This is a genomic window from Sorangium sp. So ce375 (assembly GCF_051473855.1).
GTDB lineage: Bacteria > Myxococcota_A > Polyangia > Polyangiales > Polyangiaceae > Sorangium.
The window spans coordinates 4076453-4095763 of sequence record NZ_CP150335.1 but is presented as its reverse complement, the minus strand read 5'-3'; the positions used below and the strand labels follow the sequence as shown (position 1 = coordinate 4095763).

Here is a 19311-nt window from a genome sequence, read left to right as displayed (position 1 = left end):
CAGAGAGGGGTCGCCGGCGGCCGCCCGAGGTGCCGATTGGCGATCGAGATTGAGAGGACAACCCGGCGCCACGGCGCTCCTGACATCATGCAGCGCCGACGATGAGCCATCCTGATCTCCACCGCGCCGCGTTCGAGGCGGCCGACGACGCGCTCCTCCTCCTCGACAACGGCCGGGTGATCGACGCGAACCCGAGCGCGATCCGGCTGCTCGCCGGGTCCGCGGACGGCCTCGTCGGGCGCGAGCTCACGGATCTCTCGCCGCTCCTGCAGCCCGACGGGCAAGCCTCCGCCGAAGGCTTCGCGCAGAGGCTCGACGCGGCGAGCCTCGGCGAACCGCAGCGGTTTCGCTGGCTCTACCGGCGCCCCAGCGGGGGCTTCATCCATGCCGACACGCAGATCGCGCGGCTCGCGCTCCCCGACGGAGCAGGGCCGATCCTGCGCGTGGTCGTGCGCGAGGAAGACAAGGAACAGCGGCGGCTCTACGCGCTCGCCGTCGACATGCTCGGCGCCGCGACGCTCGACGGGCGGTTCAAGGAGCTCAACCCCTCGTGGGAGCGCACGCTCGGGTTCAGCCGCCAGGAGCTGATGGCGAGGCCGTACCTCGAGTTCATCCACCCCGAGGACAAGGCGCGCACCCTCTCGGAGACAGACACGTTCTCGACGGGCGCGCAGACGATCACGTACGAGAACCGCTTCCTCTGCAAGGACGGCTCGTACCGGTGGCTCGAGTGGAACGCGATGCTCGCGCTCGATGAGGGGCTCGTCTACTTCGTCGCCCGCGACGTGACGCGGCGCAAGACCGCCGAGATCTCGCTCCGTGAATCCGAAGAGAAGCTGCGAGCGCTGTACGAGGGGATCCCGCACTACCTGGTCGTCGTCGACAAGGACGCGCGGATCGCCTCGCTGAACCGGCCCTATCCGGGGATCCGGGAGGACAGCGTCCTCGGCCGGAGCCTCTACGATTTCACGTCGCCGGAGTACCACGCCACGGTGAGGGAGGCGCTCCAGACGGTGCTCCAGGAGGGAGGCCGGGCGAGCTACGAGGTTGTGGGCCTCGCGGTGAACGGCGGGCGGGCGTGGTACGCGAACCACGTCAGCGCGATCCGGGGGGTGAACGGGGTCACGAACGCGCTCATCGTGGGGGAGAACATCACCGAGCGCCGGCGCGCCGAGGAGCAGCGCCGAGAGAGCGAGGCGCGCTTCCATGCGGCCGTCGAGGCCAGCATGGACGCGTTCCTCACGCTGGCCTCCCACCGCGACGAGAGCGAGGAGGTCGCCGATTTCGTGATCACGGGGCTCAACGCGCGCGCCGCGGCGATGCTGTCGATGCCGCGCGAGCAGCTCCTCGGCCATCGCCTCTCGGAGCTCGTCCACTCGGTCGAGGCCGGCGTCCTCCTCGAGAGGTGCCTGCGCGGCCTCCGGAAGGGGGCGCCGATCGAAGAGGAGATCCTCCTGCCCGCGCCGCCCACCCGGGCGTCGCGCCCGAGCGTCTGGGTGCACCACCAGATCGTGCCGATCCAGGGCGGCGTGGCCGTGACGATGCGGGACACCACCGATCGCAAGCGGCTCGAAGATCAGCTGCGCCAGTCGATCGAGCGCCTCGAGGCGTACGCCGAGGAGCTGGAAGGCAAGAACCGGATGCTCGCCGCGGAGAACGCCGAACGCGAGCGGACCGCGAGCGTCCTGCGCCAGCAGCAGGAGGCGATCCGCGCGCTGTCGACGCCGATCATCCAGGCGTGGGAGGGCGTCCTCGTGCTGCCCATCATCGGCGCGCTCGACAGCGTCCGGGCCACGGACATCATGGAGAAGCTGCTCGGGGAGATCGTCCGCACCCAGGCCCACTTCGCCGTGCTGGATCTGACCGGCGTGGAGGACGTGGACACGCCGACGGTCGATCACCTGTTCCAGGTGACGCGGGCCGCGAGCCTGCTCGGGAGCCGCTGCCTCGTCTCGGGCATCTCCCCCGGGGTCGCGCAGGCCATCGTGACGCTCGGCAGCGACGCGCGGGCGCTCGAGACCTTCGGCGAGCTGCAGGACGCCCTGCGCCACGCGCTGCTCGTGTCCGGCGCCCGGATGCCGAACACGCGGGGCAAGGCGCGCTAGCTCCGCCAGCCTACGCGTCGTCGGCCGCGAGCTCGTCGTGGAGCTCCCGCGCGCGCGCCGCGTGGCGCGCCACCTCGACGCCGTCGCCGATCGCGGCGGCGTGCGCCGCGGCGCGGTCGTAGGCCGCGGCGGCCGCCCGCAGATCGCCTCCCCGCTCGTAGTGGTGGGCCAGGAGGGCGGCGCCCTCGTCGCCCGGCGCGCGGTGCTCGATCCAGTCGGCGACGAGCAGGTGGATCCGCCGGCGGATCTTGAGGCTCAGCATCTCGTAGGCGACCTCGCACGTCGCCTGCTCCACGAACACGTACTCCCGCTCGCCGGGGAACGACGCGGGCGAGCGGAGCCGGATCAGCTGGCGCTCGCACAGGCGCGCGAGCAGCTCGGCGGTGGACGCGCCGCCCCCGTGGCGCACCGAGAACGGCGGATCGAGATCCTGGAGCTCCGCGAGGATGCGCTCGCTCGACATCGGCGAGCGCGCCTGCGGGGCGTCGTTCCGGAGCCGCTCGACCGCGCCCTCCCAGAAGGTCCGGCCGACGACCGCTGCCTGCGCCAGGAGGCCGCGCGCGGCTTCGTCCAGGCGGTCGAGGCGCGCCTGGACCACGCCGTGCACCGCCGGCGGCAAGCTGAGCGCGCTCAGCGCGTCCTCACGGACGTGCCAGGCGCCCTCTTGGGCCTCGATCGCGCCGGCGTCGACGAGGAGGTGGAGCGTCTCCTCCACGGTTCGCGGGTTGCCCTCGGAGCGCTCGGCGATCGCACGCACGAGCTCGGGGGCGCGATCGGGAACGCCGCGGAGCCGATCCCGGATCATCTCCTCCGCGTGCCGCCGCGCGAGCGAGGGCGCGTCGACGCGGACGTAGGCTTCCTTCCCGACGCCCCAGTCGGGGCGGCGCTCGTAGAGCTCGGGGCGCGCGGCGCACACCACGCAGAGCGGCAGCCCCTCGGCGTGGGTCACGAGCTCCTCGACGAGGTCGAGCGTCGCGTCGTCGGCCCACTGCAGGTCGTCACACACGATCACCATCGGCGTCCGCTCGAGCGTGAAGGTGACGAGCAGCGCGAGCGCGGAGGCGATCCGGCGCCTCGCCAGCACGCTGCCGCGCGCCGCGGCCTCGAGGAGCCCGGCGGGCGCAGGCCGCGCGCCCAGGATCGCCGCGAGCCGGGCGAGGATCTCCTCGAGGTCGCTCCCTCCGCTCGGCCTCGACAGCGAGGGGGACGGATCGAGCTCGTCGTCGTCTTCGTACCGCGCCGCCCCGGCGCCCCGGCGCCCGCTGACGGTCGAGCTGATCGGCCCTCGGAGCGGGACGGACGACGCGTGGGTCACGATCGGCGACGCGCCCCCGAGCGCCGCGGCCCTGGCCCCCGCGCCGGCGGCCTCCCGCTCGGCGCGGACGCGGGCGCGCGCGGCGCGCAGCCGGACCCAGCGCAGGCCGCGGCGCAGCTTGCGCAGGATGACCTGGGCCGGATCGGCCTCGTGGATCCCGAACCAGCGTCGGAGCAGCGCGCCGGCCAGGCCGTAGCTCGAGTCCCGCGCGAGCGCCGAGCACTGCGCCGACAGGACGAGCAGCCCCCCGGGCGGCGCGAGCGCGTACCCGCGCTCGGAAGAGGGCGCGCCGCTCCCCGTGCCGCCGTCGTGGAGGCCCGCGAAGAGCTCGGCGAGCATCCGCGTCCGCCCGACGCCGGGCGCGCCGACCAGCGTGATGAGGCGCGGCCGCCGCTCGTGGAAGGCGGTCTCGACGAGATCGCACAGGCGCTGCATCTCCGCGCCGCGGCCGACGAGGCGCGTCGCGAGCCCGTGGAAATCGGCGGGCGGGAACGCGTGGTGGAGCGGCGCCTCGCCGAGCACGCGGTAGATCGGCGGCTCCGCGCCGCGAGCGGTGGACGCCGGCGAGGCCGCCGGTGCCCGGATCGCGCCGGCGCTCGCGCCCGCGTCGATCGGCTCGACGTGGAAGCGCCCGAGGACGAGGCGGTGGGTATCGCGGCCGATCACGATCGCGCCGCGCGGCGCGAGCTGCTGCAGGCGCCCCGCGCCGTCCACCGCGTCGCCGATGACCGCGAGATCCTGCCGCGCCGAGCCCCCGGCGCCGACGAACGCGCGCCCCGTCGCGATCCCGAACCGCACCGAGAGGCGGACCGCTCGCGCCGCGCGCGGCAGCGTGAGGCGCGGGATCGCGGCTTGCGCGCCGAGCGCCGCGACGATCGCTCGCTCGGCGTCGCAGTCGGTCGAGCGGGGGACGCCGAAGACGGCCATGACACGCCCGCCGATCGGCCGCTCCACGATCCCGTGCATCTGCTCGACCTGCTCCGCGAGCACCTGGTAGCAGCGGTCGACGACGTCCTTGACGTCCTCGGGATCGAGCCGCGACGAGAGCGCGGTCGCCTCGGATAGATCGGCGAACAGGACGGTGCAGACCCGGTGCTCGCCGCCCTCGAACGGCAGGGCGGCCCGGGTCCGCGGCGAGCCGCGATCGGAGCTCACGCTCCCCCTCGCCCCGCTGCTGTCCGGCGCCCGCCATGGCTTCGACGAAGGCGGCAGCGACGGCGGCGGGACCGACAGCGCCGGCGGCGGAGGCAGCGGCGGCAGGTGGACGGCGGCGAGGTCGAGCAGTCCGTCCGCGTCGTCGTCCGCGTCGCCCGTACCGAAGGCGGGCGCGCGCAGGGTATCGCGCGCCACCACGACGACGCTGGAGCGGTGGGCGGCCTCCAGGGCGGCCCACATCTCGCCGAGGTTGTGGAACCGCTGCGAGGGGTTGATCGCGAGCGCGCGGCCGAGGACCGCCTCGACGTCGGCGTTGGCGTTCACGCCGCGGGCGCGGAAGCTCGGCCGGATCGCCTCGTCGCTCGAGGCGACGAAGAGCTGGATGACGTCGCTGCCCGAGAGGGCGGGCTGACCGCTCGCGACCTCGACGAGGATCAGGGCCATCGCGTAGACGTCGGTCCAGGGCCCCGTGGCGCCGAACCGCGGGCTGAACTGCTCCGGCGCGCCGTACTGCGGCGTGAAGGCGCGGAACGTTCGTCCCGTCTGGACGAGCGCCTCTGCGAACGTCGGCGTCTCGGAGAACACCTTGGCGAGCCCGAAGTCGAGCACCTTCATGCGATCGCCGAGCAGGAACAGGTTGGCCGGCTTGACGTCGCGGTGAGACACGTTCTCGTCGTGGGCGACGGCGAGCGCGGAGGCGACCGGCGCGAGGAGCCTGATCGCGTCGCCGAGGCTCCTCGGCGGGAGCTTCTCGGCGCTGCGGCGCTTGAGATCCTGCTCGAGCGTCTCGCCCTCCAGCCACTCCATGACGATGTACGGCGTCCAGGGCCCCTTCGGGGCGGCTGCAGCGCCGATGTCGAGCGCCTGGACGATGCCCATCGTCCGGCGCGAGAGCTGGTGGAGCAGGCGCGCCTCCTCGCGGAACTTGGCGAGGAAGCCGTCTTGCTGGTCGGCGCTTAGACCCGCGGGGATCTTGAGACATTTGACGGCGACCGGCGAATCGAAGCCGAGGTGCCGGGCGCGATAGACGACGCCGAACGCTCCCTCGCCCGCCAGCGCCTCGACGGCGAACTGGCCGTCGATGATCGACCCCACCCAGCCGAACGGGTCGCTGGCCTGCATCGTTGCCTAGGCTACCTGTTGCGCCGAACCAGAAGCAACGGCCGCGGGCGAGGGGATGTGCGTGGCGGGGCGCGCGTGGGGCCCCGCCGAACTCGCAGGGGCCGCTCGCGGCTCCCTCGCTGCGCGAGGGAGCCGCGAGCGGCAAGTTGTGCTCGGACAGCGGCCCGTCCCCACGCGCGCCCCGCCACGCACATCCCCTCGCCCGCGGCTCCAGGAGAGAAAGAGGCCATGACGGCCGCGACGGGCGACTGGCATGGAGATATTTTCGCTGGCCAGGTAACGGGTGGCAGGATTCAGGCTCGATAGGGCCACTCCTCCTACATGCGCGCCATGGAGGTGAGCCGCTCAGCAACTGATGAGCTCGCGTAGCAGACCACGATGGATCGTTCCTTATCGAAGAGCGGGAGGGAGAGCGCGCTGAAGAGCGGGAGGGAGAGCGCGCTAAATCGGTTCACCGCTGCGGGCGGCAGCGCCATCCTGAACCCATGAACTTCTTGCTTCATCGCCACCTCGCCGCGCGCGATCTCGGCTCGGCTGCCGCGGCCGCTGCGGCGATGCTCCCGGACCTCTGGCGCATGGCCGACCGGCGCGTCAGGCCGTCCCGCGCGCCCGATCGCCCTGCCGCCCCGCCGCCGCGCCTCGCGGAGGTGCTGGCCGGCATCGATCACCACGTTGCCGTCGATCGCTGGTTCCACGCCGCCCCCGTCTTCATCGAGGGGGAGCGCCGCCTCGCCGAGGCGCTGCGCAGCGCCTCGCTCGGCGCGCCGCGGCTACCGCTGTTCGCCCACGTGCTCTGGGAGATGTGCCTCGACGGCGCGCTCGTCCGCAGGACCGGCCTCGCCCCCCTCCTCGACGACCTCCGCGCCGGCCTAGCTGCCATCGACGGCGCCCCCACCGAGGACGCCGCCTCGATCCACCACTTCCACCGGCGAGCCCCCTCCCCCGCCGGCGCCGTCGCCGATCGCACCGCCTTCGAAGCGCGGCTCCGTCAGATCTGCGACGAGCTCACCCGTGGCCCATGGATCGCCGGCTACCAGGACGGCGCCGGCCTCGTCCTGCGCCTCTCAGGCGTGCGCGCGCGCTTCGGCATGCCCCCCTTCACCCCGGACCAGCACGCCCGCCTAGCCACGCTCCTCGACGCCCTCACCCCATCCGCCGACGACGCCCTGACCGACCTCCTCCGCACCGCACCAAAGCACTAACGCGCCGCATCCCCCCTCTCTCTTCCCTTCTCTCTCTCCCCCAGACGGCGTCCGCGGCGGTCGCCCGCACAGGAGACGGGCCCAGCTCGGCGTTTTCGGCGCGGAGGCGTACGTCTGTACGCCGAGCACCGAAAACGTCGAGATGGGCCCGTATCCGAAGCGGGCGCCCGCCCTGCTACTCGTGGATGATGATGGTGGTGCCCTCGCCCAGCTCCTCGCCTGTGTTGATGGCGTGCCATCCGGGCGGGACCTGGGGCTCGGTCCACAGGAACAGTCGGTGGGAGTCGATGGGCGACAGGTTGATGCAGCCGTGGCTGCGCGGGGTGCCGAAGACGTCGTGCCAGTACGCGGTGTGAAGCGCATAGCCGCTCGCGAAGTACTGGATGTACGGCACGTCCTTGAGGGCGTAGGTCCCCTCGCCGCGGCGCCGCGTCACGCCGTACTCCCCGTCGCCCTTGCGAGGGACCACCTTCTCGCCTGCCGCGGGCTTCGCCGCCGCGCTCGCGCCGGGCTTCTTCGACGCGCGCTCCTTCGACGAGCCGCCCTTCTCCGGCTTCGCGCCGCGCGACGCCGACGGCGCGTCGGCCGTCGTCTCCGCGCGGCCGCCGACGCTCGACGACTCGTTCGAATCCATGGTCGCCGTGATGTGCTTGTTGCGGATGCGGAAGATGCCGCGCACCGTCGCGGTCGTGGTCTTTGGATCGGCCACCCCGGCCTGGCCGGTCGAGACCAGCGTGGCGTAGACCGGGCGCTTGCCCTCCCAGAGGACCAGCGTCTGGTGCGTGATCGACACCTCGATCCACTTCTCGCCCTTCTCGGCGACCTCCGGCCACGCGGACGGCGCGACCGCGAGCCCGACGTCCAGCTGGCTCACATACCGCTGATCCCGGGTGCGGTAGTACTTCACGCCCTCGATCCGGCGCATCCTGCCGGTCAGCGGGACGACGTCCCGGAACGGCAGCTCCTTGCCCGGCGTCGCCTTGTCTCCCTGGATCTGGACGTCGCGAGCGCCCCGCGCCCGCACGAAGGCGAGCGGCAGCGTGAGCGCGTCGGTCAGCTCGACGCCGTGCCAGGGAGAGCCGGTGTCGGGCTTGATCTTCGTCGCAGGCACGAGCCGGAGATCGGTCGTGATCGCGAACCGCCGCCCCAGCGACTCCGGTCCGGTCGGGAACGATCCGATCAGCGACAGCCCGGTGAAGCGCCGCGCGCGATCGGCGAAGACCGCGTAGTCCGGGACCTTGAAGTCGCTGATGTTGCGGATGAGGCGCTTGCCGCCCTCGAGCCAGAACGGGATCGGGTCGCCCTCGCCCTCCCCGCCGAGCAGGGCGCCCTCGCCCAGCTCGAGCGAGTTCTTCCCCAGGCCGAGCTCGCCGAGCTGCTTGCCCGGCAGCGGCACGCCGCGCGCGTCGATCGCCACGTCGTTCGCGCCGAGCACGACCCGCTGCACGGTCGCCTTGTTCTCCTCGAACCACGACAGGTGCTCGTCGAGCTTGAACTCCGACTTGCGCTGCTCCTCCGCGGTGGGCACGCGCAGGTAGAGCGGCAGCACCGCGCGGACGAAGGCGTACCGGTACGGCAGCGCGGTCCTCAGGTTCGGCCCTGGGCCGGCGGCCTTGAGGATCGGGTCGTCGAGGTCGAGCGTCGCCTCCTCGCCGACACAGAGGTAGCCGCGAGGCTCGATCGCGTACCAGCCGCCCGGGCAGCCCGCGGTGCCGGCGGGCTCCGCGGAGCGGGGCACCCTGGAGCCGACGCGCAGGTAGCCGAGCTTCTTCGACGTGTCGCGCGGCTCCTTGTAGACGGTCGCCACGAACGCGGTCACGCCGAGCAGCGGCTTGTCGCTCGGCGGCCACGCGGGCGCCGCGAGCTCCGCGGGCGCGGCCTGCCCCTCGGCCGACGCGAGCGCCGCGGGGGCCGCGTCCGCGCCCGCGTCGCCGGCGGACGCCGTCGCCCCCGCGTCGGCCGGGACGTCCGCAGGCTTGCGACAGCCGCACGCCGCCGCCGAGAGCGCCGCGAGGTGAGCGAGACGAAGAGCGAGGTGCGCCGCGCGCAGCGCACGTTGAGGCTTCCCGAAGGACAGCAGGGCGCCCATGCGGGCGTACTTGCCAAAATCGGCGCCCGACGAAAAGCCCAAAACACGCGGCGGGCGCGCGCGGGCGCTCAGGCCAAGAGGCCCGGCAACACCCCCGTGCAGTACGCGGGGTTGCCGAACGTCGAGACGTCCACGCCCATCGCGTTGCACAGCGCGACGAGCAGGTTGTTGTGGGGATCGCCGGCGTAGCGCAAAAATCTTCCAGTCCTGAGCGCCCCGCCCGCGCCCCCGGCGATCACGTACGGCATGTCGCGCCGCGAGTGGCTCTGCCCCTCCGAGATGTCCGTGCACCAGAGGACGAGCGTGTTGTCGAGGAGCGTGCCCGTGCCCTCCTGGACGGCGTCGAGCCTCTCGAGGAGGTACGCGAGCTGCTCCGCCTGCCAGCGCCCGATGTCGACGAGCTGCTGCTGCTTTTCCTCGTCGCCGATGTTCGAGTGCGAGAGCGCGTGGTGCGTCTCCGACTGGCCGAGCCACGTGAACACCTTGCCCGCCTGGGTCGCGCTCCACTGGATGGACGCGACCCGCGTGAGATCGCACGCCAGCGCCATCGCGAGCAGGTCGGTCTGGAGCCTCCCGATCGCGGGGAAGTTGTCGTTCGCGTAGACGTCGAGCGGATCGCCCAGCGCCGGCAAGGCGCACGCGCCGCCGAGGAGCGCCGGCACGTCGAGCCGCTGCTCGATGTCGTTCAGCGCGTCGAGGTGCTGCTCGAGCTTCCGCCGGTCGCCGCCCCCCAGCTCGCGCGCGAGGGCGCCGTAGTCCTCCATGACGCTGCCGAGCACCCGGCGGCGCAGGGCGCGCCGCTGCGTGAGCTCCACTGGGTCGGCGCTGAGGTCCAGGAACAGCCTGTCGAACGCCGCGCGCGGATCGTCCTCGGGCGGGACCGGCTGGCCAGGGCCGAGGTACGAGAGGCGCGACGAGACGTTGGCGTACTGGACCTGCACGCCGAGCTCGAGCGACGAGAGCTTCGTGCGATCCCCGAGCCTCGCGGCGAGGAGCTGGTCGACCGAGATGCCCCCGCCCCAGCCGACCCGCACGCCAGGGTTGCAGGCGTACGGGAAGAGGTTGCCCTCCTGGAGCTCCGTGCCCGTGAGCGCCTGGCCGATGCCCTGCTGATGGGCGTCGCCCGGCCCGTGGTAGGCGGACTCCATGTCGATGCCCTCGAGGACGAGCAGCTTGTCCCGGTAAGGCGAGAGCGGCGCAAGGATCTCTCCCAGCTCGAACGACGACTCGGTCCCGGTCGGCTGCCAGGCCTGCTTCACCGTGCCGAGGCCGGTGAAGAAGACGACGAAGCGCTTCGGGAAATCGACGGCGCTCGCCGATCCGGCCATGGCGTCGAGGAACGGGAGCGCGAGGGCGAGCCCCCCGGCCCCGCGCAGGAAGGTGCGGCGATCGAGGCGCCTCCTCGACGCCCGGCGCTGCGCGGCGCCGCTCACGGCGCGCCCCCTGCGCCCCGCGCCGCGCGGCGGTAGCGGAACGCGTCCGTCTGGGTCAGCGCCACGAGCAGCGCCTTGATGTTGTACCCGCTCTCGGCGAACGCCTCCTGGATCTGGCGCATGCTGCACTCGTCCTCTTCCTGCTCGACGCGGCCGTAGCCGAAGCGGAACCACTGCGTCGCGACGCACTGGCGCACCTCGTCGCTCTCGGCGAGGCGGTGCGCGAGCTCCACCGCGCCATCGAAGGGCCCGTCGATGTCGCGGCTGCCCGTGATCTCGCCGGTCGCGTCGACCGGGACGCCCTGATCGACCTCGCGGTAGAGGCCGATCCCGTCGTAACGCTCGAACCCGAAGCCGATCGGATCCATGAGCCGGTGGCAAGCAGCGCAGCCCGGGTCCTCCGAATGCCGCTCGAACTGCCTGCGGGTCGGGATCCCGTCCCTCACCGGGGGCGGCTGGATGTCCACGTCGGGCGGCGGCGGCGGCAGGATCTGGCAGAGCAGCCGCTCCCGGACGAACTTGCCCCGGTGGATGGGCGAGGACTGGTCCGGCTTCGCGAGCACCGACAGCACGCTGGCGTGGGTGAGGAAGCCGGCGCGCTGCGCGGGGTCGAGCGGCACGACCGAGAGCTCGCCGGGCGCCTCCGCGCCGCCCGCCTCCAGCCCGTAGAACGCGCGGAGCTCGGCGTTCATCAGCGAATAGGGCGCCGTCAGCAGGGTCGCCACGTCGCCGGCGTCGTCCTCGAAGACGACGTGATCGAGGAACGCCTCGGTCTCCGACCGGAGGAGCGCCGGGAGCCCGGCATGGAAGCTCGGGTAGACCGCCGTGTCCTTGGTGAGGGTGTCGATGTTCGACAGCTGCAGCCACTGCGCGTGGAAGTTCGCCACCGCGGCCCGGGCGCGCGGGTCGTCGAGCATGCGGCGGGCCTGCGCGGCGATCTGCTCCGCGGTGCGGAGCTCCCCCGCGTCGGCCGCGGCGAACAGCGCGTCGTCGGGCATCGAGCTCCAGAGCAGGTACGAGAGCCGCGAGGCGATCTCGTGATCCGAGAGCTGCACCGCGCCCTCGCCGGCCGGATCCGGCATGCCGTGCTCGACGCGGTAGAGGAAGTGCGGCGACTGGAGCATCGCCTGGATCACGAGCTCGACGCCGGTCGAGAAGCCGTGCTCGTCGTTCCCGAAGGCGAAGAGCCGCGCGAGCCGCTCGCTCTCCGCGGGCGCGAGGGGCCGGCGGAACGCGCGCTTGCCGAGGCGCTCGATGAGCTCGGCGGCGCACACGTCGGGCCCCTGCACCGCCGGGTCGCACCCCGCAAGGAGCTTCCCGAGATCCTTCGCGGCCCGCGCCGCGATCGCCTCGGAGGCCTTCATGAGCTGCTCGGCGAGGAGCTGCGTGACCCCGAGCGCCGCCGCCTGGTTGTTGAACCCGAGCGCCTCCTCCTCGACCACGAAGGCGTCGGCCGGCGCGCTGTCGTCGCCGAGGAGATCGCGGATCGTGTTATTGTACTCGAAGCGCGTCATCCGCCGGAGCGGCGACGCGCCCGGCTGGACCGCCGCGCAGCGCGGCGCCTCGTCCTTCACGCCGGCCTCGCCCCCGCGCCCGCCGGAACAGGCTGCTGCCGCCGCCGCGACGGCGATCGCGAGCCCGAGAGAGCCGCCGGGGCCGCGCGCCGCGCGGCGGTGCCGTCCACTTAACCGATCCATCTGCCCTCTCCCGTGGGCGACGCGCTGGCCTGTGCTGCGTTGCGGCGCGGCGCATCGTGTCCACTTAACCGATCCATCTGCCCTCTCCCGTGGGCGACGCGCTGGCCTGTGCTGCGTTGCGGCGCGGCGCGGCGCGGCGCATCGTGCGACGACCTTTCTCACTTCGCCGGAGCCCGTCAAGGCGCCAAGGAATGACGAGGCGCGGCGAGCCCTGCGAGTTCGATTGTAGCGGAGTCTCCTAGCTACACTGCGCGTCACTAGAAATGTCGCTCGGCGCTTCGAAAGACGCTGGATCCAGCAGCGACATCGCCTGTAGGCTCGCGCGCGTGCATTCTTCGTTTGACGCCGCTGCCGGCGAAAGGCCCGCGCGGAAGCCGACCAGGTTCACAACGCTGTCCCTCTCCTTGAGCCTCTGCGGGAGGATCCTCCTCGGGCTCTCCGCCGCGACGGTCACGACGTTGGCGCTCTCGCCCATCGCGCTCGCCGCCCCCAAGGGGTCGAAGTCGATCGCGATCCGCATCGAGGGGCCGAACGCGGACGACATCCGCGAAGACATCGTGTCGCTCGTCCCGGAGACGCTGAAGGTCGTGGACGACGACGCGTTCTCGAAGTCGCTGAAGGGCGCCGGCCAGACAAAGCCGGTGGGGGACGCGCTGGTGGTCAAGGCCCAGCGGAAGAAGGCCCTCGACCGCATTCGCAAGGCCGGCAAGGCCTCGAAGGCCGAGGGCGTCATCTACGGCGTCTCGCGGACGAACAAGAAGAAGAAGAAAGAGGTCTACCTCGTCTACGTCGACGAGAACGCCGGCGACCTCGCGGTGGACAGCGCGGTGCCGCTGAACGGCTCGCGGGACGACCGCAAGAAGGCGCTGGAGGAGCTGCTCGGCCCGACGCTCTCGCAGATCGCGCCGCCGCCCGCCGCGGCCGACGAGGACAAGCCGAAGGACGGCGGCGACGGCGACGGCAGCGGCGACGACGAGAAGGCCGGCGACGGCGACGAGAAGGCCGACGGCAGCGACGACAAGGGCAGCGACGGCGACGAGAAGGGCGGCAAGCGCAAGCGCCACGATCCCCGCTCGGCGCTCTTCTCGGTCGAGCTCGGCGTCGAGTTCACCGGCCGCTGGTTCGAGTACTCCGATCCGGTCACGCAGAACCTCCGGCCCTACGACGTCTTCGGTCAGCCCGCGGTGTCGATCTCCGGCGAGCTGTACCCGCTCGCGTCGACGGACATCCCGGTGCTCAAGGGCCTCGGCATCACCGCGGGGTACATGCGGGCGCTCGGCCTCAACTCGGCGGTGGGCGAAGGCGACCCGATCAGCACGACCTACCAGCGCATCAACCTGGGGCTGCGGGAGCGGCTGTCGATCGGCGAGTCGTCCGTGCTCGGCATCTCCGCCGGGCTCCGGCTCCTGACCTTCGAGGTCGACGCGGCGGAGGCGCTGGCCAGGACGGTGCCGAACGTCTCCTACACGCTGGTTCGCGCCGGCGTCGACGCGCGCGTGCCGGTCGGCCCGGTCGCGCTGGCGCTGGGCGCCGACTACCTCATGCCGCTCTCGTCGGGCCCGGTCTACGACCGGTTCGCCGGGGCGAGCGTGCAGGGCATCGGCGCGATGGCCGGGGTGCTCGTGCCCGTCACGACCGGCGTCGAGGCGCGGCTCCTCGTCGAGTACGCGCGTTTCTTCTCGTCGTTCGAGCCCGCGATCGGCGACGACTACGTAGCCGGCGGAGCGATCGATCAGTACCTTGGGGTGCGGCTCGCCGGAGCCTACGTTTACTGAGCGAGAGAGAGAGGTAGCACGTGACGTACATCGCTTTTCTTGGTGGGCGCACCGCGCTCGCAGCCGCGGCCGTGATGAGCGGCGCCGCGCTGATCATCAGCTGCGCGGGGACCCTCGACGACAAGGACCAGTACCTCACCGGCGGCGACGACGGGCCTGGCGGCGGGAGCGGCCAGGGCAACGGCGCGACGACCGGCGGCACCGACCCGACGACCAGCGGCGGCGACCCCACGACCACCGGCGGCGGCGGCGACCCCACGACCAGCGGCGGCGACCCCACGACCACCGGCGGCGGCGGCGAGCCCGCGACCACCTCGACGGGCGCCGGCGGCGTGACCGGGTGCGCCGAAGCGCCGGCGCTGGTCATGTCGAAGTGCGCCAGCTCCGGCTGCCACGATGCGACGACGAAGCTGGCGGGCCTCGATCTGTCGACGGGGTGGGAGACCAGGGTCGCGGGCCAGGCGGTCGACTGCGGCGGCAACGCCATGGTGCTCGTGCCGGGCGACCCGGAGGCCAGCTTGATCTACAAAAAGGTCACGCCGGCCCCGCCGTGCGACAACCGGATGCCGCTCGGCGCCCCGATGCCGCTCATGGAAAGCGAGATGAAGTGTCTCTACGACTACATCGCCGCGCTCCCGAAATGAGGTAGCGAAGGAGCGTCTGGCCGCGGCGGCGGCGCGGATGGCGCGCTCGTCCCCTGGATGAGATCGCCTCGTTGGCGCCCCCCTGGCCAGACGCTACGCTCGCCGCGATGCTGCGCCGGCGCTCGTTCTGGATCGCCGCGGCCGCCGTCGCCTACACCGCCTTCGCCGCGCTCCGGGCGTCCGGCGGCCACGGGCCCGCGTGGCTCGCCCTGGTCGGGCTGCCGCTGCTCCTCGCGCTGGGCCTCCGCTGGGTAGAGCGGCCGCCGCGGGGCGAGGACCGCATCGATCCGGCGGCCCGCAGCGCGGCCGCCGTCTGCCTCACCGGCGCCGCGATGCTCGCCGCCGCGCGGAGCGGCCCCGCCGGGCTCGCGCTGATCGCGCTCGGCAACCTCGGCGCGGCGGCCGCGGCGATGGCCGCGCTTGTCGGGCTCGCGCGCATCGCCGGCCTCGGCGGCCTGCTCGAGCCTCCGCCGAACACGCGGCGCCTCGACGCGGTGGCGTTCGCATCGCTCTTCTGGACCGTGGCGGTCGCCCTGCCGGCCGTCTCCGCGGTCGCCCCCGAGCGCGCGGCGGATCTCGATCCGCTGCTCGTCCACTACGCCACGTCCGCCGCGTCGCTCGGCTCGCTCACGGTGACGCTCGTGGCGATCGCGCGCGTCCGCATCGCGCGGCGGCTCGAGCTCGGCGTGGCCGACCGGGTCGAGGCCGCGCTGCTGCTCACAACGACCGCGCTCGCGGTCGGCCTCGCGGCGGCCTTCGTCGGCGTCGCGCCGCCGGAGTCGATCCTGCCCGTCACGAGCGCCGTCGCGGCGGTCTGCGTGGCCTTCTGCACCGTGGCCGCGGACGCGGCGCAGGTCTCGCGCGCGCTCCGCGGCACGCTCGCCGTCGCGACGCTCGCGACCCCGCCGGCGCTGCTCGCGGTCTACGCGGTGCACCAGGCGCCGCGCGGCGATCTCGGGCTCCCGGGCGCGCCGCAGTCGTCGGTCGGCGTCGCCGTGTTCGGCGCGTGCGCCCTCTGCGCGCTCGCGGGGCTCGCGGCGCCGGCGCTCGCGCGCCGGTTCGCGCCGGAGGGGGCGCGCTGGCTCGGGGCCTTCGACGCCGCGACGCGCGCGGCCATGAACCCGGAGCCGGAGGCGGCGCTCGAGGCGGCGCTCTCCGCCCTGCGCGAGGCCTCGGACGCGGGCGTGGCCGGGCAGGCCCCGCCGGCGCTCTACCTGCTCTCACCGCCCGAGCGGGTGACCGTCGATCGCGCCGGCTACGCGCGCACCGAGCCGGCGGAGGTGCCGGCGCGCCTCATCGAGCTCGCCCAGCTCGAGCCGGAGCGCGTCCTGCGCGTCGAGGCCGCCGAGGCGGTCGAGGTCCGGCGGCCGGAGGTGCGCCCGCTGCTCGCCTGGCTCGCCGAGCGCGACGTCGGCGTGGTGGCCCTTGTGAACGACGCGGAGGGCCCGATCGGCGCCCTCGCCATCCCGCGGGCCCGGCGCGCGTCGCCGATGACGCTGGAGGAGGTGAGCGGCCTGCGCGCGGTCGCCGACCGGCTCGGGGCGGTGATCGCGGTGTCGGCGATGCTGTCGGGGTCGCGCGGCCGCGAGGTCGCCGCCCGCCGCGAGGCCGAGGAGCGCGCGCGGGAGGTGGGCCGGCTCGAGCGCGCCGTCGCGCAGGGCGCGGGGCGGTTCCGCGCGATCGCGGCGCTGCTCGCGCGGCCGGCGCGGGCCGCGGCCTACAGCCCCGCCGCGCGCGCGGCGCTCGAGCAGCTGGAGCGGCTCGGCGTGGGGGGCGGCCCGGTCACGCTGCTGACGGCGCCCGGGATCGACGCGGTCGCGTGGGGCGCGGTCGTCCACCTGACGTCGCCGCGCGCGGGCGGCCCGCTGGCGATCGTCGACGGCGCGGCGCCCGTCCCCGAGGGGTTCGCGCAGGCGTTCGCGCAAGCCCGTGGCGCTGCATCGGCCCGCGACGAGCCGGCGATCGAGGGTCCCGAGGGGACGCCGAGCGCGCTCGCGCTGTGGCGCGATCCGGACAGCTCGCCCATCGAGGCGGCGCGCGGCGGCACGCTGCTCGTGCTCGACGCCCAGGCGTTGCCGTCGGAGGTGCAGAGCTACCTCGGCGCGGCGCTGCCGGACGACGTGGGGCTCGTCGTGGCGGTGCCTCAGACCGTCGACGCGCTCGCGGCGACCGGCCAGCTGAGCGAGCGGCTCGCGGACCGGCTCGGCGACCGGGCCGTCGCGCTGCCCTCGCTGTCGTCGCGCGCCGAGGATCTCCGCGCGCTCGCGCTGGATCACCTCGCGCGCATCGGCGTCCGCCTGCGGGGCCGGCCGTTCGGCCTCGATCTGCGCGCGCTGCAGGCGGTGCTCGATCATCCGTGGCCCGGCAACGACGCGGAGATGGGCGCGGTCCTGCTCCGCGCGGCGCTCGTGGCCAAGGGCGACGTGATCGGCGAGAAGGACCTGGCGGCGATCGGCTTCGCCCCGCCGCCCGAGCCGTCCAGCGGGGCGGACAGCGTCCGGAGCGAGCCGCGCCGCGCCCGGCGGCGGCGCGCGGACCCGAGGGGATAGGCGTCCTGCGGCGCTACGCCTCTGGCCGGGCGCGCCGCGCGGCTCTGGGCGGCGCGCCGGGCCGGATCTGCGAGCGCTGCAGCATGTCCTTCCGGAGGAAGTGATCGAACATGTGCTGGCAGCTGGGACAGGGGTCCACGGGATCGCCGCCGTCGAAGTACCTGGACGCCGCGGCCTGGATCGCGATGCCGCCGTCGGGGATCTCGCGCAAGGCCCGCCGCGTCCCAGCTTCGTCCAGGGTGCCGGGCCGGAGCGCGTGCTGCCGCTCCCATGAGGCGAGGTAATCGCTGAGCGCCGCGGGCGCCGAGCACCGGCCTGGCTCCACGGGGATCTTCGCCTGTTCCCCCCTGGAGAGCGCCTCGATCCAGCCGCAGTACCAGGCGGTGAAGCTGTCGTGGGTCGGGACGACGCCGAGGCCTGCGGCGCGCAGATCCGCCCAGACGCTGCCGGCGCGCGGGCCGCGGATCACGAGGACGGAGAAGTAACCGCAACCCATGTGCGCGAGCGCGACGGTCCCGCGGACGGCCTCGTCGGCCTGGAGCGCGGCGCGCTGGGGGGCGGTGAGCGTCCGCGGATCGGGCCGGTAGGGCCTCGTGTGGGGGAACTCGCCGGTGAGGCTCTCGAGCTGTCCGCGGCCGTCGAGCGGCAGGAGCCCGTAGTACGGGCCGGCGCCGGCGCTGCCGACGCGGGTGAGGAAGGCGGCGTAGTCGGCGGGGATGCGGGCGCCGCACGACGCCTCGATGCGCTCGATCTCTCGCGGGGTGAGCGGCGGGTGGAGGCGGTACCCGTGCTCTCGGGCGCCGAAGCGGTTCAGCCACGGGTCGTGATCGCGGTGCAGGTGCTCGAGCGCCTCGGCGACGCCCGCGACGAAGCCCTCGACGACCGCGACGGGGGCGGGGTGGTGGAGCCCCTCGGCGCGCAGGCGCTCGAGCGATCGCGTGGCGGCGCCGCTCTCCGGGTGCGCCTTGGCGTAGGCCGCGAGCTTGTCGTACGCGGAGGTGTCGCCGTCGCGCGCGGCGCGGTGGTAGACGAGGATCGGGAAGGCGACCGGGTGCCCCGGCTGCTTGTCGAGGACGGCCTCGAGGTGGCGCAGGCCCTCGTCGGTGCGGCCGGCCTCGCAGAGCATGGCGCCGAGGTCGCAGCGGGCCGAGACGTCCTCGGGATCGAGGCGAGCGGCCGCCTCGAACGCGTCGCGGGCTGCGTCGAGCTCGCCGCGCTCGCGGAGGGCGTAGGCGAGGCTCACCGCGGTGGCGAACGTCGGATCGAGCTCGAACGCCCGGCGGGCGAGCTGCACGGCGTCGTCGAGGCGGCCGAGCTTGCGGAGGATCATCCCGGAGACCCAGGCGACCTGCGGGTGGTCCGGGTGGCTCGCGCGGAGCGCATCGAGGACGGGCAGCGTCTTTTCGAGGGCGCCGCGGGCCTTCGTGTCGAGGTGCTCCTCCGGGTAGCGGGCAAGGAGCTTCACGAGGCGGTAGACCGCGGCGTCGACCTCCATGCGCGCCACGTTCTTCGGCGTGAGCTCCGGAGAGCCCTGTCGCGGCGTCGGTTTCTGCTTGCGCCGCCCGGTCCTGGACATGGCGGGACGGTAGCTTGCCCCCGCGGAGGCACAAAGCAGCGGCGGAGGCCCGCAGGGCATCACGCGCTGCGGGAGAGGTCGACCGTCGAGACAGCCGGGATCGCGGTCCGCTCGGGCGAGCTCTCGCGGATGCGGGAGTCGGTCGTCGGCGATGCGGCCTTGCAGAGCGGCGCCGCGTGGGGGGACGCCCGCCGGCGTGCAGCGGCTCTTCGCGCTCGCTGGCATGATGCCACCCACGAAGGTGCTGGCTCCAGGATACCAAAACAGGAAAGGCGTTGGGCCGCTCGAGCGCTTCTCCAAACCAAACGACAGCTTCCACAAGGACCCGAACAACAAAGCTCCGAAACTATCGACACCGGGAACAAACAACCTAGGAACCTGGTCGCTCACCAGCAAAGGCTGGATGCGTCACCCCTGAGGATCGATGCATGAGCCAAGCTCGTCATATTCTGTTACATTCCCACGTTAGATCGCGTTGAACCTCTGTCTGGATCGGCGTCGACGTTCTTGAAACGGATCGCGCTCGAGGCCCATGTGCGGCGCGCGATGCGCGATCACGCAGGGACGTTTTTCATGGCCGATGACGGCCTCGCGATCGCGCAGGCTCTCGACCTGCCCATCATCGAGGAGCACCGAAGCTACCGGTCCC

11 protein-coding genes are annotated in these 19311 nt (G+C 73.4%); 5 read left to right on the top strand and 6 right to left on the bottom strand.

The window, feature by feature from the left end; all coding sequences use genetic code 11:
- Positions 1-101 precede the first annotated feature (101 nt).
- The gene (locus WME90_RS15295) at positions 102-2105 is read left to right on the top strand and encodes a PAS domain S-box protein (RefSeq protein ID WP_437281848.1); all 2004 of its coding nucleotides are present in this window, start codon (positions 102-104) and stop codon (positions 2103-2105) included.
- Between the two features lie 10 nt (positions 2106-2115).
- Here WME90_RS15295 and WME90_RS15290 read toward each other — a convergent pair whose 3' ends face one another.
- Positions 2116-5697 (bottom strand): protein kinase domain-containing protein, encoded by a 3582-nt coding sequence (locus tag WME90_RS15290; protein ID WP_437281847.1) that lies wholly within the window; start codon positions 5695-5697, stop codon positions 2116-2118.
- 485 nt (positions 5698-6182) lie between these two features.
- Here WME90_RS15290 and WME90_RS15285 point away from each other — a divergent pair, with 485 nt between their 5' ends.
- Positions 6183-6899 carry a hypothetical protein gene (locus WME90_RS15285; RefSeq protein WP_437281846.1) on the top strand — a complete coding sequence of 239 codons (717 nt, stop codon included), beginning with the start codon at positions 6183-6185 and terminating at the stop codon, positions 6897-6899.
- Positions 6900-7074: 175 nt separating this feature from the next.
- Here the strand turns inward: WME90_RS15285 and WME90_RS15280 are convergent, their stop codons facing one another.
- The 3 genes from WME90_RS15280 to WME90_RS15270 form a co-directional block, all read right to left on the bottom strand.
- Positions 7075-8988, bottom strand: a complete 1914-nt coding sequence (locus WME90_RS15280) for a L,D-transpeptidase (RefSeq protein WP_437281845.1) — start codon at positions 8986-8988, stop codon at positions 7075-7077.
- A 68-nt stretch (positions 8989-9056) separates the two neighbouring features.
- Entirely contained in the window at positions 9057-10421 is a 1365-nt protein-coding gene (locus WME90_RS15275) for a DUF1552 domain-containing protein (RefSeq protein WP_437281844.1), read from the bottom strand.
- Positions 10418-12118, bottom strand: coding sequence for a DUF1592 domain-containing protein (locus WME90_RS15270; protein ID WP_437281843.1), 1701 nt, complete (start codon positions 12116-12118; stop codon positions 10418-10420). The genes WME90_RS15275 and WME90_RS15270 overlap by 4 nt, the downstream gene beginning before the upstream one ends.
- Before the next feature lie 326 nt (positions 12119-12444).
- Between WME90_RS15270 and WME90_RS15265 the strand changes: the two genes are divergently transcribed.
- The 3 genes from WME90_RS15265 to WME90_RS15255 all read left to right on the top strand — a co-directional run bounded on the left by WME90_RS15265 (position 12445) and on the right by WME90_RS15255 (position 17086).
- Positions 12445-13893 (top strand): hypothetical protein, encoded by a 1449-nt coding sequence (locus WME90_RS15265; protein ID WP_437281842.1) that lies wholly within the window; start codon positions 12445-12447, stop codon positions 13891-13893.
- A gap of 20 nt (positions 13894-13913) precedes the next feature.
- Complete coding sequence (locus WME90_RS15260) at positions 13914-14537, top strand: hypothetical protein (protein ID WP_437281841.1); 624 nt, start codon at positions 13914-13916, stop codon at positions 14535-14537.
- Between the two features lie 107 nt (positions 14538-14644).
- Positions 14645-17086 carry a hypothetical protein gene (locus WME90_RS15255; protein WP_437281840.1) on the top strand — a complete coding sequence of 814 codons (2442 nt, stop codon included), beginning with the start codon at positions 14645-14647 and terminating at the stop codon, positions 17084-17086.
- A 13-nt stretch (positions 17087-17099) separates the two neighbouring features.
- Here WME90_RS15255 and WME90_RS15250 read toward each other — a convergent pair whose 3' ends face one another.
- Positions 17100-18662, bottom strand: a complete 1563-nt coding sequence (locus tag WME90_RS15250; RefSeq protein WP_437281839.1) for a tetratricopeptide repeat protein — start codon at positions 18660-18662, stop codon at positions 17100-17102.
- A 465-nt stretch (positions 18663-19127) separates the two neighbouring features.
- Positions 19128-19295, bottom strand: coding sequence for a hypothetical protein (locus WME90_RS15245; RefSeq protein WP_437281838.1), 168 nt, complete (start codon positions 19293-19295; stop codon positions 19128-19130).
- Positions 19296-19311 lie beyond the last annotated feature (16 nt).

Coding starts and splice junctions, on each gene's coding strand:
- WME90_RS15290 (WP_437281847.1), bottom strand. CDS start 5,697: ATGCAGGCCAGCGACCCGTTCGGCTGGGTGGGGTCGATCATCGACGGC.
- WME90_RS15295 (WP_437281848.1), top strand. CDS start 102: ATGAGCCATCCTGATCTCCACCGCGCCGCGTTCGAGGCGGCCGACGAC.
- WME90_RS15285 (WP_437281846.1), top strand. CDS start 6,183: ATGAACTTCTTGCTTCATCGCCACCTCGCCGCGCGCGATCTCGGCTCG.
- WME90_RS15280 (WP_437281845.1), bottom strand. CDS start 8,988: ATGGGCGCCCTGCTGTCCTTCGGGAAGCCTCAACGTGCGCTGCGCGCG.
- WME90_RS15270 (WP_437281843.1), bottom strand. CDS start 12,118: ATGGATCGGTTAAGTGGACGGCACCGCCGCGCGGCGCGCGGCCCCGGC.
- WME90_RS15250 (WP_437281839.1), bottom strand. CDS start 18,662: ATGTCCAGGACCGGGCGGCGCAAGCAGAAACCGACGCCGCGACAGGGC.
- WME90_RS15255 (WP_437281840.1), top strand. CDS start 14,645: ATGCTGCGCCGGCGCTCGTTCTGGATCGCCGCGGCCGCCGTCGCCTAC.